Annotated in this window: 18 protein-coding genes; 5 read left to right on the top strand and 13 right to left on the bottom strand. The window is 29.6% G+C overall.

All coding sequences use genetic code 11. The features are described 5' to 3' along the window. Window positions 1–53: 53 nt before the first annotated feature. The gene (locus tag PHEL85_RS11190; protein ID WP_036825053.1) at window positions 54–344 is read left to right on the top strand and encodes a helix-turn-helix domain-containing protein; all 291 of its coding nucleotides are present in this window, start codon (window positions 54–56) and stop codon (window positions 342–344) included. Between the two features lie 119 nt (window positions 345–463). Here PHEL85_RS11190 and PHEL85_RS11185 read toward each other — a convergent pair whose 3' ends face one another. The 13 genes from PHEL85_RS11185 to gdhA form a co-directional block, all read right to left on the bottom strand. Beyond that, on the bottom strand, window positions 464–1204 hold the full coding sequence (locus PHEL85_RS11185; RefSeq protein WP_036826254.1) for a succinate dehydrogenase/fumarate reductase iron-sulfur subunit: 741 nt from the start codon (window positions 1202–1204) through the stop codon (window positions 464–466). A gap of 22 nt (window positions 1205–1226) precedes the next feature. Beyond that, entirely contained in the window at window positions 1227–3239 is a 2013-nt protein-coding gene (locus tag PHEL85_RS11180; protein ID WP_036825051.1) for a fumarate reductase/succinate dehydrogenase flavoprotein subunit, read from the bottom strand. Window positions 3240–3250: 11 nt separating this feature from the next. After that, window positions 3251–3928: a succinate dehydrogenase cytochrome b subunit gene (locus PHEL85_RS11175; RefSeq protein ID WP_036826251.1), complete on the bottom strand. Its 678-nt coding sequence runs from the start codon at window positions 3926–3928 to the stop codon at window positions 3251–3253. A 360-nt stretch (window positions 3929–4288) separates the two neighbouring features. Further along, the gene (locus PHEL85_RS11170) at window positions 4289–6151 is read right to left on the bottom strand and encodes an SLC13 family permease (protein ID WP_036825049.1); all 1863 of its coding nucleotides are present in this window, start codon (window positions 6149–6151) and stop codon (window positions 4289–4291) included. Window positions 6152–6342: 191 nt separating this feature from the next. Next, window positions 6343–6987: a DUF6973 domain-containing protein gene (locus PHEL85_RS11165; RefSeq protein WP_036825047.1), complete on the bottom strand. Its 645-nt coding sequence runs from the start codon at window positions 6985–6987 to the stop codon at window positions 6343–6345. A gap of 16 nt (window positions 6988–7003) precedes the next feature. Continuing rightward, the gene (locus tag PHEL85_RS11160; RefSeq protein WP_036825046.1) at window positions 7004–7462 is read right to left on the bottom strand and encodes a 3-oxoacyl-ACP synthase; all 459 of its coding nucleotides are present in this window, start codon (window positions 7460–7462) and stop codon (window positions 7004–7006) included. Next, on the bottom strand, window positions 7428–7988 hold the full coding sequence (locus PHEL85_RS11155; RefSeq protein WP_036825044.1) for a YceI family protein: 561 nt from the start codon (window positions 7986–7988) through the stop codon (window positions 7428–7430). The genes PHEL85_RS11160 and PHEL85_RS11155 overlap by 35 nt, the downstream gene beginning before the upstream one ends. Further along, complete coding sequence (locus tag PHEL85_RS11150; RefSeq protein WP_036825042.1) at window positions 7973–9082, bottom strand: NAD(P)/FAD-dependent oxidoreductase; 1110 nt, start codon at window positions 9080–9082, stop codon at window positions 7973–7975. Before PHEL85_RS11150 ends, PHEL85_RS11155 begins: the two co-directional genes overlap by 16 nt. Next, window positions 9083–9529 carry a GNAT family N-acetyltransferase gene (locus PHEL85_RS11145; RefSeq protein ID WP_036825040.1) on the bottom strand — a complete coding sequence of 149 codons (447 nt, stop codon included), beginning with the start codon at window positions 9527–9529 and terminating at the stop codon, window positions 9083–9085. Next, on the bottom strand, window positions 9516–10607 hold the full coding sequence (dinB, locus tag PHEL85_RS11140; RefSeq protein WP_036825039.1) for a DNA polymerase IV: 1092 nt from the start codon (window positions 10605–10607) through the stop codon (window positions 9516–9518). The genes PHEL85_RS11145 and dinB overlap by 14 nt, the downstream gene beginning before the upstream one ends. Before the next feature lie 57 nt (window positions 10608–10664). Further along, entirely contained in the window at window positions 10665–11504 is an 840-nt protein-coding gene (locus PHEL85_RS11135; protein WP_036825038.1) for an alpha/beta hydrolase family protein, read from the bottom strand. A 6-nt stretch (window positions 11505–11510) separates the two neighbouring features. Continuing rightward, window positions 11511–12131, bottom strand: coding sequence for a LysE family transporter (locus PHEL85_RS11130; protein WP_036825036.1), 621 nt, complete (start codon window positions 12129–12131; stop codon window positions 11511–11513). Between the two features lie 104 nt (window positions 12132–12235). Further along, window positions 12236–13591: an NADP-specific glutamate dehydrogenase gene (gene gdhA, locus PHEL85_RS11125; RefSeq protein WP_410477246.1), complete on the bottom strand. Its 1356-nt coding sequence runs from the start codon at window positions 13589–13591 to the stop codon at window positions 12236–12238. A gap of 196 nt (window positions 13592–13787) precedes the next feature. On the opposite strand from gdhA, the gene pheS reads away from it, so the two are divergent. From pheS to PHEL85_RS11105, 4 genes are all read left to right on the top strand, one after another. After that, complete coding sequence (gene pheS, locus PHEL85_RS11120) at window positions 13788–14807, top strand: phenylalanine--tRNA ligase subunit alpha (protein ID WP_036825034.1); 1020 nt, start codon at window positions 13788–13790, stop codon at window positions 14805–14807. Beyond that, window positions 14807–15064 (top strand): hypothetical protein, encoded by a 258-nt coding sequence (locus PHEL85_RS11115; protein WP_036825033.1) that lies wholly within the window; start codon window positions 14807–14809, stop codon window positions 15062–15064. The genes pheS and PHEL85_RS11115 overlap by 1 nt, the downstream gene beginning before the upstream one ends. Window positions 15065–15089: 25 nt before the next feature. After that, window positions 15090–15482 carry a hypothetical protein gene (locus PHEL85_RS11110; protein WP_036825031.1) on the top strand — a complete coding sequence of 131 codons (393 nt, stop codon included), beginning with the start codon at window positions 15090–15092 and terminating at the stop codon, window positions 15480–15482. A gap of 132 nt (window positions 15483–15614) precedes the next feature. Beyond that, window positions 15615–17699, top strand: a complete 2085-nt coding sequence (locus tag PHEL85_RS11105) for an ATP-binding protein (RefSeq protein WP_036825029.1) — start codon at window positions 15615–15617, stop codon at window positions 17697–17699. The last annotated feature ends 3 nt before the right edge of the window (window positions 17700–17702 follow it).

Below are 17702 nucleotides of genomic sequence, written 5' to 3'. Positions count from 1 at the left end.
GACTAACTGTTTTCAGGGATATAAATCCTCTCACTGTTTTCAGTTAGTCCAAAATGGAAAGTGAAAAAACACATTTTAGCACTATCTTTGCTATAAGAAAAAGAAATATTAAGATGTTGAAAAAAATTACTATTGAAAAGCTTGAAAAGAAAGCACACAAAGTGCTTAAAAAAATTGTTAAAAGAAGACAAGAACTAGGAATCTCTCAAACAGATTTAGCTATAAAATTAAACATGACTACAAGTGGTTATTTTAAAGTTGAAAAAGGAGAATCTAAATTAGATCTTATTAGATTATTTGAGATTGCAGAATTTTTAGATATAGATGCTAAAGAGCTTTTTTAAAAACTATTTATTAATTAAAAAACCCAAACTAAAATTTAGTTTGGGTTTTTTTATTTAAAAGAGATTTCTCGATACTATTTTCTAATAAAATCGAAAATCACTCGAAATGACAACGATAATTAAATATTCGCTTTCATTAACTCTCTATTCATTCTAGCAATGTTGTCTAAAGAAATTCCTTTAGGACATTCTACTTCACAAGCTCCTGTATTTGTACAGTTTCCAAAACCTTCTAAATCCATTTGAGCTACCATGTTTTGCACACGATCTGCAGCTTCTATTTGTCCTTGAGGTAATAAAGCATATTGAGATACTTTTGCCCCTACAAATAACATTGCAGAAGAGTTTTTACAAGTTGCTACACAAGCACCACAACCAATACAAGTTGCTGCATCCATAGCTTCATCTGCTGCATGTTTAGAAATAGGAATATTATTTGCATCTTGAGTATTACCTGAAGTATTTACAGAAATGTAACCTCCTGCTTGTTGAATACGCTCAAAAGCCATTCTATCTACTACTAAATCTTTAATTACTGGAAATGCTGCTGCTCTAAATGGCTCTATTGTAATAGTATCTCCATCATTAAACATACGCATGTGTAATTGACAAGTAGTAATAGCTCTATCAGGCCCATGAGCTTCACCATTTATGTATAAAGAACATGCTCCACAAATTCCTTCTCTACAGTCATGATCAAAAGCAACTGGTTCTTCACCAGCATTTACTAACTGTTCATTTAAAACATCCATCATTTCTAAGAAAGACATATGTTCTGAAATATCAGTTACTTTATAATCGACCATTTGACCCTTTGTACTCGAGTCTTTTTGTCTCCAAATTTTTAACGTTAAATTCATTCCTTTACCTGACATATCTTTCTTATTTGTATGAACGTTGTTTCAATTCAATATCTTTAAATTCTAATTCTTCTTTATGTAAAACCGCATCTGCTGGTTCTCCTTTATATTCCCAAGCAGATACAAATGCAAAGTCTTTATCATTACGTTTTGCTTCTCCTTTTTGCGGTCCATCTAACTCAGCAGATTCTTCTCTAAAGTGTCCTCCACAAGATTCTGCTCTTACTAAAGCATCTTTTGCAAATAATTCTCCTAATTCTAAGAAATCTGCAACTCTACCCGCTTTTTCTAGTTCTGGATTCATTTCATTTGATCCTCCAGGAACAGAAACTTCTTTCCAAAATTCTTCACGAATTGCTTTAATTTCAACCATGGCTTCTTCTAAACCTTTGGCATTTCTAGACATACCTGCTTTATCCCACATTACTTTTCCAAGTTTTTTGTGGAAATAATCTACAGACTTTGTTCCTTTATTATTAACAAAGAAATCAATTCTATCTTTTACCTCTTTTTCAGCTGCATTAAATTCTAGAGAATCTGTTGGTATTTTTCCTGTTCTAATATCATCAGCTAAATAATCTCCAATAGTATAAGGCAACACAAAATAACCATCTGCTAAACCTTGCATTAATGCAGAAGCTCCTAATCTATTTGCTCCGTGATCAGAGAAATTTGCTTCTCCAATACAATAACATCCAGGTATTGTAGTCATTAAGTTATAATCAACCCAAACACCTCCCATTGTATAGTGTACTGCGGGGTAGATCATCATTGGCGTTTTATATGGATTCTGATCTACAATTTTTTCATACATCTGAAATAAGTTTCCATATTTAGCTTCAACTATTGCTTGTCCTAATTCGTATATTTTTTCTGGTGAAGGATTTTTTATATTCTGAATTTTCGCTTGCTCTTTTCCATAACGATCAAAAGCAGAAGCAAAATCTAAATATACAGCTTCACCAGTTGCATTTACTCCATAACCAGCATCACAACGCTCTTTTGCAGCTCTAGATGCTACATCACGTGGAACTAAGTTACCAAATGCAGGATAACGTCTTTCTAAATAATAATCTCTTTGCTCTTCAGTTAAATCTGTAGGTTTTTTCTTTCCTTCTCTAATTGCTAAAACATCTTCCATGTTTTTAGGAACCCAAATACGTCCATCATTACGTAAAGACTCAGACATCAACGTTAATTTAGACTGATAATCTCCAGAACGAGGAATACATGTTGGGTGAATTTGAGTATAACAAGGATTTGCAAAATACGCTCCTTTTTTATGGATTTTCCAAGATGCAGTTGCATTAGAACCCATTGCGTTTGTAGATAAGAAATATACATTTCCATAACCACCAGAACCAATTACAACAGCATGAGCAGAATGACGCTCAATTTCTCCAGTAATTAAGTTTCTTGCAATAATTCCTCTTGCTTTTCCATCAACAATAACAACATCTAACATTTCATGTCTGTTAAACATTTCTATTTTACCACGAGCAATTTGTCTATTCATTGCAGAATAAGCTCCTAATAATAACTGCTGACCTGTTTGTCCTTTTGCATAAAAAGTTCTAGAAACTAAAACTCCACCAAAAGAACGGTTGTCTAATAAACCTCCATAATCACGAGCAAAAGGAACTCCTTGTGCTACACATTGATCAATAATATTAGAAGACACTTCTGCTAAACGATACACATTTGCTTCACGAGAACGATAATCTCCTCCTTTTACAGTATCGTAAAATAATCTGTAAGTAGAATCTCCATCTCCTTGATAGTTTTTTGCAGCGTTAATTCCTCCTTGTGCTGCAATTGAATGTGCTCTTCTTGGAGAATCTTGGTAAGCAAATGCTTTTACATTATAGCCTAACTCTGCTAAAGTTGCAGCGGCAGAACCACCTGCTAAACCTGTACCTACAACAATAACATCTATGTTACGTTTATTTGCAGGGTTTACCAAATCTATTTTATTTTTATAATCTGTCCATTTATCTTTAATTGGACCTTTTGGTACTTTTGAATCTAAAGCCATATTTATTAAGATTAATGGTTATGATTTAAATGATGAAACAATGCAACAATTATAAATCCTAAAGGAATAACTATTGAATATATTTTACCGAAATTTTGTAATGCTTTTTTTCTTCCTGCTGTAACTCCCATTGATTGAAAAGCAGATGTGAATCCATGTGCTAAATGCAATCCTAAGAAAACAAATGCTACAACATAGAATACAACTCTCCAAATTGGCACAAATTTTTCTTGTAACTCATGAAAATATCTCATTTCTCCATTGTGTAACCCAGACATGTCTCCTAAAACATATTTAGTGTTTAATTCTGGAATCCAGAAATCAATAAAATGAAGTACAATAAAAGCTAAAATAGCCAATCCACTGTAAATCATGTTTCTACTCATCCATGTAGAATTAGCTGCTCCATTGTCTTTAGCATAGGCAACTCCATTTGCTTTTTTGTTTTTCAATTCTAAAATAAATCCCATCACAAAATGAAAAACAACTCCAAAAATTAATACAGGTTGTAATGCAAACTGTACTAAAGGATTTGTTCCCATAAAATGAGAAGCTGTATTAAATGCATCATCACTTATAAGTGAAAGTAGGTTGACTGATAAATGCATTATTAAGAAAAACATGAGGAAGAATGCAGATAGCGCCATGGCTATTTTTCTTCCAATTGAAGATTTGAAAAATCCGCTCATTGTATAATTAGTTAAATTTGTTGACAACAAAAATAGGGCTAAACTATCTCGTTTACAAAAAAACAGACCTTTTTTAATCTGTATTTAGAATAGTTTTAAATAAAACTACTTAAACGATTAAACACAAACAAATACAGGCTATTCAGTTTTTTTAAAACTACTACACTAAGTATTAATTACGTATAAAACTAAGTACTATTTGAAACTAAAAAACGCCTATTATTTTTGTATACCCTTTTTAATATTTTCTTAGAAATAATTTCACTTTCACAAGTTAGAAAAACTTCTTTTTTTATTATTTTATAATTTAAACGTTTAAAAACTACCTAAAAAATGGTGGTCTTTTTAACTTTTATTAATTTAGTGATAAGGCCAAATAATTGGTATCATTACTATACTTACAATAAAGAATATTAATAATAATATAGACCCACTTTTCATATAATCTGTAAACTTGTAATTACCTGCATTCATTACCATTGTATTTGTTGGCGTGCCAAATGGCGTTAAAAATGCAGTAGAAGCACTTACTGCTAATGCCATCATAAATGGTTGAGGCGAATACCCTAATTGGATTGAAGCAACTAATACAATTGGCGCCATTAAGATAGCTGTTGCAGTATTACTCATAACTTGACTTAAGAATGATGTTATTAAGAAAATCCCTGCTAAAAAGTAAGTTGGATGCATATCACCTAATACAGTAATCATTGAATCTGCTATGTATTTTGCACCTCCAGTTTTTTGAAGCGCAACTCCCATTGGTATCATTCCTGCCATAATAATTATAACATTCCAATTAATTGCTCTATAAGATTGATTCATATTGATACATCCTCCCATAACCATAATAAAAGCTGTAAGAATTACTGTAATTGCAGAAGAAAAAGGTCCCCAAATAAACATGGTTACCATAAAAACCATTGCTAAAATTGAAATGACTCCTTTTCTAGTAATCTTTCCAACTTCTTTAGACAGTTCTTCTGGAGAACCAATAATTAAGAAATCTCTACTTTCTTCTTGAATTGCTTTAATATCTTCCCATTTTGCTCTCACTAACAAAGAATCTCCTTCTTTTAAATCAAATTCTCTACCTCTAATTCTTTTATTATGTCTATTTAAAGCCATAACCTGAAGGTTATATTTATCTCCAAATCTACCAGTGTTTATATGCCTACCTTTATAACTAGATTTTGGAGCTACAATCATTTCGCAAATACCAACCTCATCTGAAAGTACATTTTCTTTAATGAAATCTCCATCAACTTCTTCTTGTTTTGTAGCAGCAACATTATATTTTTGAATAAATCTATTGATTCTATTTTCACTACAGTTTACAATTAATTCGTCTTGTGCATGAAGTTCTCTATCTAAATCTGGAAATTCATTTGGATCACTCTTTTTTAAACCAACTTTTTTAAGAAGAGTTGTTGTTTTCTTTTCATGAGGAATAATTTTAATAATATTTACTCCCATTCTAGACCCCAATTGCATTTGTTTAATCGTTTTACCGATTGCAGAAGAACTAGGTCTTATTCTAACTCTCCAAAACCCTTCATATAATTGGTAAGAATCTTCAATATTCTGAATAGATTCGTCAATATCTTCTAATTTTCTTGATTCATTATCTGGTAATAATTTTTGACCAAAATACCTCATGTAAATAACTGTCAATACCAATAAAGGAACTCCAATATAAGCGAATTCAAAAAAACCAAACTCTTGCACACCACCATCAATCATTGCCTGATTTGTAACAATATTGGTTGGAGTACCTGTTAAAGTTAACAATCCTCCAGTTGCAGCTGCAAAAGACAAAGGAATTAACATTTTTGAAGCAGAGGTTTTTAATCTCCAAGCTGCTGCAATAATAACTGGCATTAATGAAGCAACTGTACCTGTGTTACTCATAAAAGCAGAAAGAATAGCAGAACCAATAATTATTAAAACTAATAATCTATTCGAATTATTTTTTGATAAAGTAATAATCTTATTTCCTAACCAAGAAGTAAGCCCAGTTCTACTCATTGCTTCTCCAACAATAAATAGACCTGCAATTAAAATAATACTAGAATTACTAAAACCAGAGAATGTTTCTTTGGTTGTTAAAACACCTGTCATACTCAATGCCATCATACTTGTAACAGCAACTATATCGGGTCTTATTTTACCAGAAATAAATAAAATAATTGTAATACCTAAAATAATAAATGTAATAGTCATATCGTATATTTTAAGTCCACAAATGTAGAAATATACTAAATCTAAGTTTTATGATAAATATCAATAAAAGTCTTACTGTTACTGGTCTAAAATAAATTTATGCTCTAAAAGCACTATGTAGATTGAGCGAATACGTTATCGTAAGTTTTTCCTTTATTTTAAAAGAAATATTAGCAATTACACTTATAATTTTAATTAAGTTGTTTACTGGTAATTATTTTACTTTCGTTAGAGTTTACTAAACACTTATTATTCTTCCATTTACCTTTTAATTCTTCTTTTTTAAGCGTTTTTCCATCACAAGTTAAAAATTTTCCATTTTTATCTTTTTTAATGATTTTAAGTTTCCCTGATTTAATAGCGTTTATAATTCTATAAATTAATCCTTCTTTAGAAGTTATACTACCTTTAGTAATCAATTTTATTCCTTCATCATTATTATGTAAATCCATTTCAGAAGAGATTTCATCTGGTACAACCCCATCTTCTAACTTTCTTTTTTTGTAGGTTAAATAGTTTTCTTTTTCATGTGCTTTACCCAAAGAACGAGCAGCTCTTTTACCCATTTCTTGCGTTAATCTTGCCATCCAATACGCATGTCTAAAAGCATCTACTTGACCTCCAGAAGCATCTCCATCTAATAAATTTGTTCTTTTAATAGAATCTGTAACTCTATTAGTTTCTTTAGAAATTTTTAAAGATTTAGTGGCCTTGAAAGGGTGAAATAACACCCAGGTTCTTTTGGGTCCAGAAAGCTTAAAAAAACTTTTTAAACTCGCTTGAGAAAATGTTTGTAAAGTAAATATTAACGTTAAAAAAAGTATTATTTTTTTCATTCTATTAAAATATAATTTATTGAATATTAGTTATTTGAATTTGATTACCGTTAAAAACAAAAGTATCAGAAATTCTTTTTCCTAAAAGTAGTTTTCCAATAGGAGATGAAACAGAAATTGCAAAATAATTATTCCCTTTAATTGTAAATTGTCCAGCAGAAATTGATAAAAAGTAATTCGCACTATTTGTTTCAATTAAACTCCCTAAATGTGCAACTTCTGATGTTTTAGAAATATCAATTTTAGCCAAAATAGTTTTCATTTGAGTAATTCCATACAATTGCTGACCTGCTTTTTCCATTTCTAATTGCAACATTGCTCTACCCGTTTCATGCTTATCTCCTGCAGAACTTTTGGTTTCTGAATGCAGTGCTTTTCGGTTAGAAGAAATAATATCTTCAACCGTTTGCAAACGATTGTTTACAAAATCTTCACATTGCTTAAAAAGCTCTTTTTTGATTTCTATTTGCAACATATTTCATTTTAACATTTACTTTTTTAGAAAGCACTAAACTGCTACCACCTACATCAAAATCTTTTCTATTAAGTGTAAAATTTGCAGAAAAAACGAACTTACCACCTTTTTCTTTAATCTCTATTGGTGTTTCAATTCTTTTTTTAATTCCTTTAATATTTAAAAAACCTTTAATTATATATTTCGAACCATCTTTTTTTTCTATTTCTGTAGATTTATAAATAATTTTAGGGTGATTTTCAACATCAAAAAAATCTGATTTTAAAAGATGTTTATCTATTGCATTTGTGTTAGTAGTTATCGATTTTACACTAATTATTGCGTTCATAAAACTATCTTTTAAATTAGCTGCATCAAAATTACTCGAAAACTCATATACATTAAAAACTCCAGCTACATTGATACCAAAATTCTTAATTTTAAAGTTGATAGAAGTTTCTAAATCATTTTGAACTAACTCTTGAGTAAAACAAGTAGTTACGCTAAAAACGAGTATAAACAAAATGCTTTTTAATCTACTAAACATGCTAATTCTTTTCCTATTAAACTTCCTATTGCAATTCCCATACCACCTAATCTAATTCCGCAAAAAACATTTTCTGAAATTTGTTTTACAATAGCTTTTTTCTGATTTCCAACACCCATAATTCCGCTCCAACTTTGTTCTATTTCAAAATTTGTGTTTGGTAAAATGGTTTCTTTTAAAATCTTTTTCAATTGATTTTGAATGATTTCTGTTTCTCCAAATTGGGATGTTTCTTCTGTTTTAAAATCGAGGTTTCTTCCACCACCAAACAAAATTCTATTATCTATATTTCTAAAATAATAATACCCTTTATCTAAATGAAAAGTTCCTTTTATATGTAAGTTTTTTATTGGTTTCGTTATTAGAACTTGTGCCCTTGCTGGTTTTACTTTTTCATGTAACAATTGATTAGAAAAACCATTGGTTGCAATTAATAATTTACCTGTTTTAAAGTTGATTTTATCCGTTTCTACTTCAATTGAATTTCCTGTTTCAGAAAATTGTTTAACAGTAATATTATTTAAGATTTTTACACCTAATTTTTGAACTTTTAAGAGCAACTGAGAAACCATTTTTCCGGTATCAATCTGACCTTCAAAATTATTTACAATGTATTCTGAATGCACTTTTTTAAAGTTGAAAATATTCTTTGAAACATCAAAAACATCAGCTTTAAAAATTGGATTTAATAGTTGGTTAATTTCAGCTTTTTTAGAAATACATTCTTCAAAAAATGACGCTTCATTACATAATTCAAAACCTTTGTTTTGTTGAAAATTAATGTTTTTATCACCTAAATTATTTCGTAACAATTGTAAGCCTTTCCATCTTTTATCAACCAAATTAAAAACCTCTTTTTCTGTGTGAGTTTTTAAATCATCTAAAATTTCAGATAGACTTCCAAAGCATGCAAAACCTGCATTTTTTGTACTTGCTCCTTGAGGCAACATTCCTTTTTCAAGAATTAAAATAGTTGCTTTTGGGTGTTTGTTTTTCAATTCTAAAGCGCAGTTTAAACCTACAATTCCACTACCAACAATAGTAAAATCAATATTTGTAAACCATTCTTTTATTTCCCAATAACTGTAGCTCATTTAAAGTTTTTTTTCAAAACAAATACTGTTTTCCATTGCTGCATATTGTCCGTAATTTGGAATCACTTTATACAAACATTTATGATAAAATTTTACTGCTTCAACCTGTCTTTTTCCTGTTTCTAAAACACAACTTTTAAAACCCAATTCTTTTGCCCAAATTTCTAATTCTGTTAGTACTTTTTGTGCAATTCCTTGTCCTCTTTTATCTGGTGCAACAAACATCCTTTTTACCTCAACAGCAATATTATTAAACTTCTTTATTGCACCACAACCAACTGCAATTTCATCAACATAAACAACTACAACATTTTTTAAAACATCAATATTGTTAAACTGATTGTAAAAAGCATGTTCATCTCCATCTGTAGTTTTTAGATATACATCTAATTGTTTTACCAAATTGATAAAATCTTTATTTTCTGAATTTGTTCTAATAATCTTCAAACTTTAGTTTTAATTGAACCCAAACTGGTTCTTTTTTTATGGTGTTTAAATTACCAAAAGACAAACCTAATAAACGTACAGAATTTGTTATTTTATCTTGATATAACAACTCTTTAACTACAGGAAAAAATTCGCTTTTTTTCTGCATAAAGTTTTCTTTTGTTTTACTTCTTGTTTGTTGTGTAAAATCTGAATATTTAATTTTTAAAGTAATTGTTTTTCCTTTTGTATCAGATTTTAGCATTCTTTTTTCTAACTCATCAGCAATTTTTTCTAACTTTTCTAACATAAAAATTTCAGAAGAAATATTTTCGAAAAAAGTACGCTCTGCAGCTAAAGATTTTCGAATTCTGTTAGGTTTAACTGGGCTATTATGAATTCCTCGAACAATATTATAATAATGAGCACCCGATTTCCCAAAAAGAGTAACTAATTCTTCCAAGGTTTTTTTCTTTAAATCGTTACCCACAAAAATACCCAAGTTATACATTTTTGCTGCCGTAACTTTACCAACTCCATAAAATTTATTGACTGGCAATTCTTCTAAAAATTGAATTACCTCATCTGGATGAACCGTTTTTTGTCCGTTAGGTTTATTAATATCTGATGCAACTTTTGCAATAAATTTATTGATAGAAATTCCTGCAGAAGCTCTTAAACCAGTTTCATCATAAATTCTTTGACGAATTTCTCTTGCAATATCATTTGCAGACGGATTTCCTTTTTTATTTATAGTAATATCTAAATACGCTTCATCTAAAGAAAGTGGTTCTACCAAGTCTGTATAATCGTAAAAGATTTCTCTAATTTTAGCTGATATTTCTTTATAACGAGCAAAATCTGTTTTTACAAAAATTAAATGCGGACATTTTTGTTTTGCCAACATACCACTCATAGCAGATCTTACTCCGAATTTGCGTGCTTCGTAACTTGCTGCAGAAATTACCCCTCTTCTTCCATCACCACCAACAGCAATTGCTTTTCCACGTAATTCAGGATTGTCTAACTGCGCTACAGAAGCATAATATGCATCCATATCTACATGAATAATTTTACGATAAGGAGGTTGTAATTCCATCTTTCGAAAATACAAAAAAGTCATTGCTTGTCATTGCTAGGAACGAAGCAATCTCATTTAATTTAAAAAGTCAATACAAAGATTAATTACCTCTTTCATTTCTTTAGAAAGTTCATTTTCTTTCCAAGGATGAGAAACATTAAAAACATGATTTGCATTTTCTATAATTTTAAATTCACTTTTAGGATTCCATTTTTTTAAACTTTCTGCTTCATAAATTAATACAGAAGTGTCATTATTTCCATGGATTATTAAATGTGGAATTTGTAAATTCTCAGTTGCATATTTAATCGTTAATCGATTTTCATTTTTTTCAAAATCTTCATAAAATTGATAAAAATGAGGCATTTCTTGATGAGTTCTACCATTTTTTACATAATAAACACCTTTTTCTTCCCATTTTTGAAAATCTTCATTTTTTGGAAATCTAGTTTTATAATCAGAAACTCCTGCCAAAGTAATTACCTTTTTTACTCTAGAGTCTTCATCAGATTTTAAAAGAACAATTCCTCCACCTCTACTGTGCCCAATTATTGAAATATTGTTTACATCAACTTCATTTTTAAAGTTTTCTTTGGATAAAATCCAATCAATCACACTACCTAAATCATCTAATTCTTTAGAATAATTATTGTTTCCAAAAGCTTCTAAATCTGGAAAATCTATGGGTTGTTCTAAAGTCCCTCCATTATGAGAAAAATTAAATTTTATGAAGAAAAAACCTGTTTTAGCAAATGCTTCTGCCATTAAATTCCAAGCTCCCCAATCTTTAAAACCTTTGTAACCATGACAAAAAATAATCACTTTTTTTGGTTGATGATCTTCTTTATAAAAAACATCAGTTATAATTGGTTTGTTATGTTTTCCTTCAACAATTATGTTCTTTATCGTTTTCATTTCTTCTTAAAAAAATAGTTTTATAAATGTAAAAATAGCGACAAAACCTGTTAAAATAGATAAAATTATATTAATATCTTTTGTGAGTTTTCCTGTTTTTTGCTGAATCTTTTTTGCAAATTCCCCATATAAATAGAGAATATAAAATGTACCTATTACAGATCCTGCTATAAAAAATAAAACAGGAATAAAATCAAAACTAAACAATTTAAAAACATCTAAAGTTATTACGCTTCCACTGAAAAAAGGAACTGCAAACATGTTTAAAACAGACAATGTTATTCCTACTAAAAAAGGGTTTTCCCTTTTTATGTTACCAGTTTCGATTTCCGTTTTTGCTTTCTTAGATTCTCTATAAAAATAATAGGATAAGAAAAGAAAAATAACAATCCCGAACTTTTCTAAAGTTTCTAAAATAGTTGGGTTTTCGGCAATATATTTAACCAAAAGAACAGCAATATAAACTTGAGGAAAAACAATTAAAGAAACTCCTAAAGCATATTTATTAACAGCCTTTTTTCCTTTTTCTAAACTAATTTTTAAGGCATTCATATTTAACATACTAGGTGTTATAGAACCTACAAAAGAAAAAAGAAAACCGAAGAAAAAAAGTGATACTACTGTCATTAAAAGAAATCTATTGGTAAAGATTGGTTTTTAAAATAAATTGTACAAAAAAACGCACCAAATAATTTGATGCGTTTTAATATTAATAATAATAAACTTAATAATTATACTACTCCTTGTGCTAACATTGCATCTGCAACTTTAACAAAACCAGCAATATTTGCTCCTGAAATATAATCTATAGATCCATCTTCTTGTTTACCATATTCTACACAAGAATCATGAATATCTTCCATAATGTCTTTCAATTTTTCATCTACTTCTTTACGAGACCAGCTTAAACGTAATGAATTCTGACTCATTTCTAAACCAGAAGTTGCAACTCCACCTGCATTTGATGCTTTTCCTGGAGCAAACAAAATTTTTGCTTTTTGAAATTCTTGAATTGCTTCTGGTGTAGAAGGCATATTTGCTCCTTCAGAAACACACATACATCCGTTTTTTACTAATTCTTTTGCTTCCTCTCCATTTAACTCATTTTGAGTTGCACATGGCAAAGCAACATCACAAGGAACAGACCAAGGTCTTTCTCCTGCAACATATTTAGCATTCGGATATTTTTCTACATACTCACTAATTCTTCCTCTTTTATTGTTTTTAAGATCCATTACAAATTGTAACTTTTCTGTATCAATTCCTTCAGAATCATAAATATATCCACCAGAATCAGATAAGGTTAAAACAGTTGCTCCTAACTCTAAAGCTTTTTCTGCAGCATATTGCGCAACATTACCAGAACCAGAAATCACAACTTTTTTCCCTTCAAAAGAATCGTTATTTACTTTTAACATATTCTGAGCAAAATATACATTTCCATATCCTGTTGCTTCTGGTCTAATTAAAGAACCACCCCAAGATGCTCCTTTACCAGTTAATACGCCTGTAAAAGTTGTTTTTAGTTTTTTATACATACCAAACATAAAACCAATTTCTCTGGCACCAACACCAATATCTCCAGCAGGCACATCTGTATTATGACCAATATGTCTAAATAACTCACTCATAAAAGCATGACAGAAACGCATAATTTCGTTATCAGATTTTCCTTTCGGATCAAAGTCAGAACCTCCTTTTCCTCCACCCATAGGTAAAGTTGTTAAAGAGTTTTTAAACACTTGCTCAAAAGCTAAAAATTTTAAAATACTAGCATTTACAGACGGATGAAAACGCAAACCACCTTTATAAGGACCAATTGCAGAATTCATTTGAATTCTATAACCTCTATTTACTTGTATTTCTCCTTTATCATCTACCCAAGCAACTCTAAAAGAAATCTGCCTTTCTGGTTCTACCATCCTTAAAAGAATGTTTTTACCAAAATAAATATCATTTTCAATGATATAAGGAATTACAGTTTCTGCTACTTCATGTACAGCTTGTAAAAATTCTGGCTCATGGCTATTTCTTAGTTTAACCAAGTCCATGAATTCATCAATTTTAGATTTGATATTTTTATCCATGTTTTTTTATGATATTAATAAAAATTTAACCCTACAAAGATAACTAATTTTCGATATCACAAAATTAAAATAAATAAAATAATTTTTCTGTAAACCCTTATTTCAATCGATTTCAATAACTGTTGCAGTTTTCTTAATAAATACAATCTAAAACTCTTTAAAAAAGAGTAAATTTGCGCCTTAATTATCCTTGAAAATGTTAGATAAAGTAAAAGAACTAATTGGTGATGTAAAAGCATTTAATGCAACAACGAAAGAAGAAGTTGAAACTTTTAGAATTAAATACTTAGGAAGTAAAGGTTTGCTAAAAGATTTATTTGCTGAATTTAAAAATGTAGATGCTGAATTACGTAAAGATTTTGGACAAGCTTTAAACAACTTAAAAAAATCTGCAGAAGGAAAAGTTGCTGAATTAAATGCGTCTTTAGAAAGTTCTGCAAGCGAAAAATCTTTTTATGGAGATTTAACACGTCCATCAGAACCAATTAATTTAGGTTCTCGTCATCCAATTTCATTGGTAAAAAATCAAATTATAGAGGTTTTTAACAGAATTGGTTTCACGGTTTCTGAAGGTCCAGAGATTGAAGATGATTGGCACAACTTTACAGCTTTAAATTTACCAGAATATCATCCTGCAAGAGACATGCAAGACACGTTTTTTATAGAGCAAGATCCAGATATTTTATTAAGAACACATACTTCTTCTGTACAAGTACGTTATATGGAAGAAAATCAACCTCCTATTAGAACAATTTCTCCTGGAAGAGTTTTTAGAAATGAAGATATTTCTGCGAGAGCACATTGTATTTTTCATCAAGTAGAAGGTTTATATATAGATACAGATGTTTCTTTTGCTGATTTAAAACAAACGCTGTTATACTTTACAAAAGAAATGTTTGGTAAATCTAAGATTCGTTTACGTCCTTCTTATTTCCCGTTTACAGAACCAAGTGCAGAAGTAGATATTTACTGGGGATTAGAAACTGAAACTGATTACAGAATTACAAAAGGTACAGGTTGGTTAGAAATTATGGGTTGTGGTATGGTAGATCCTAATGTGTTAAAAAATGCAAATATAGATCCTACTAAATATTCTGGTTACGCTTTTGGAATGGGAATAGAACGAATTGCAATGTTATTATATCAAATACCAGATATTAGAATGTTTTATGAAAATGACAAACGTTTCTTAGAGCAGTTTAAATCGGTTATTTAATGAACTACTTTTCACAATTTTGGGACGAAGGAAGAGATGATGAATACTCTAGTTGGGGGAACTCTACTTGGTATTTTGAAACGAATGATGAAGATGAAATTTTAAAACAAATTACAGTTTATCAAAACGGAAAAGTTTTAAAATACAGTAAAGAAAACCCTAAAGATCAATTTGGAAATTTAGGAGAACATACTGTAACAATAGAAGATTGTGATGGAACTGTAATTGAAAAAGAAGATTTCTATAAACTTTGGTAATTCATCAAACTTTAAAAACTAATTTTTGAAAAAAGACATACAAATACCAGAAGTTACAGACGTAGAAATGGCTGTAGTTTATGAGTTTAACGATATTTACAACACCAACGATTGGAACATTTATATTATCAATAATAAAAATGTAGATTTAGAAATGATGGTGATTGTATCTCAAGGGTTTTCTGATACAAAAACAACTTCTTTATTACGTAAAAAGTTAGATAAACTTCCTGCGAATTCTTTTGCTAAAGTTGAATTTATGCAACCAGAATTATTCAAGTTAAACAACCGTTTTCAGGTTACTTTTTTTGAAGGAAATACGTTGTATGAAAAAACGTATATGTTTAAAGAAAACACAGTTAAAGAAGGTGCCTTACGTATGATTGATGAAATTAAAAAGCGTGGTATTTTAGCTTAATTATTTTTTTAATATTGAGAAAAGATTGTATTAGATAATTTATTTTAGACTTTAAAATTTAATCAATTAACAGAAGTTTTTAAAAAAAAATAATCTAATTTTATACGAAATAATTATTTAATTTAAAAAAAGATGATTCTATTTTTCACGTTTAAAAAAATTCTAAGAAAAAATGAATCAATATCAATAAAATACAATAAAACACTTGTACTCTTAATATTCCTTTTTTTATCAACCCAAGGGGTTATTGCTCAAAACCCAACCATCAAAAAAAATATTAAAGAATTAAAAGAAAAGGTAGCACAAACCAATGGAGCACAACGCTTGGTTTGGATGGATAGTCTTGCAAACTATATAACGTTTGAAACTTCACTTGCAAACGATTCTATCTTAAGAGCAACTGTAGACTATGCAAAACAGTTAGACTCCGTCAATATTGCGGTTTGGCATACGGTAAACATTTTAGATAATATCAATTACAAAAATGAGCACCTTGAAGAAGGTGAAAAAATTGTAATGCAAACCAAGCCTTTACTGCCTTACGTCACAAAACCAAAAATACTAGATAAATATTACTTTGAATTAGGAGAATTATACTATCTCTTACGAGACTTTAACGAATCAATCAAAAGCTTCGACAGTTGCTATTCCTATGCTACCAAATACAAAACAAACTTAGTAGGCACTTCTAAATTTAGAAAAGGGATAACCTATGTAGATAAAGGTGATTTTGGAAAAGCATCTATAGAAATAAGAGAAGCCTCCAATTATTTTCAGAAAGGAAAAGATACCATACAATGGATTAATTCTAAAAATTCGATGTCTATTTTATATAGTAAAAATGGGTTTTATAAAGAAGCAAAAAAAGAACGTATAGAACTTATTGAATTAGCAAAAACACTACAGGATTATCCCAATTTACCTCCAGTTTATTACAATATAGCTGCAGATGACAATAAAGCAGGCTTGCAAAAAGAACGCATCTCTAATTTAAAATTAGCATTAGAAGCTAATAAAATCTCAAAGTATAAAGATTTTTACAAACCAATTTTAATTTCTGGGTTAGTGGTGGCTTACGCCGAAAATGACAGTATAGCACTTGCGGAAACTGTATTAAAACAGTTAAAAAGTGATGAAGAAAATAGTTCAGGTTCCAATGAAGCCTACTATTTAGAAGCAAAAAAGAAAATAGCATTTGCAAAACAAGATTATAAAAAAGCTATAAATTATGGGGAGGCTTACTTGAATCTAAAAAAAGAGAGTAATCAATACGAAGAAATACAAGAAGCAGAAAACTTCCTTTCCAAAGCTTATGAAGCTATTGGAGAAAGAGACAAAGCTTTTAATCATTTCAAAAATTACACAAAAATTAAAGATTCCATAGGAGACATACAAAAATCCAGAGTCTTAGCTTATTATCAAACCTTATACGAAACCGAAAAAAGAGATTTAACGATTCAATCTCAAGAAAATAATATTGCCTTATTAGATTCAGAAAATAAATTAAAAAACCAATGGCTGCTCTTTGGCGGTTTAGGTTTGTTAGCTGTTTTTGGTTTTATTACGTTATATCGATCTAGAAATTTCGTAAAAAAGAAACAACATTTACAGGAACGATTTGTGCAAGATATCATCAATACACAAGAAAAAGAACGCACACGAGTAGCTTTAGAATTACATGATAGTGTTGGTCAACAATTAATGCTACTTACCAGAAAATCAAAAAGTTTAAAGAATAAAGAAATAGAAACACTCGCGAAAGATACGTTAGCCAATGTACGGTCTATTTCACAAGGACTTCATCCTGTTGTGCTAGAACGCTTAGGATTCACCGCTTCTATTGAAGATTTAGTAAATACTATAGATGAGAATTCAGACATCTTTTTCACTTTAGAAATTGAAAATGTCAATGAATATTTAGATGAAGACAAAGCACTACATCTCTATCGGATAGTTCAAGAAATAGTAAACAACATATTAAAACATGCAGAAGCAAAAGCTGTTTATGTAAACATTAATAAAAAAGACAATACTATACTACTCTCTATAAAAGATAATGGAAAAGGCTTTGACTATCAACAAAAAATAAAAACAAGCAAAAGTTTAGGTATGAAATCATTACTAGAACGCTGTAAAATTATTAATTCAAAATTAAAAGTTATCTCAGCTATAAATAAAGGTACAGAGGTACTAGTTCTTACACCTGCAAATAGTTAGTAT

This window comes from Polaribacter sp. Hel1_85, from assembly GCF_000766795.1.
GTDB lineage: Bacteria > Bacteroidota > Bacteroidia > Flavobacteriales > Flavobacteriaceae > Polaribacter.
This window is presented reverse-complemented; position numbering and strand designations above follow the sequence as displayed.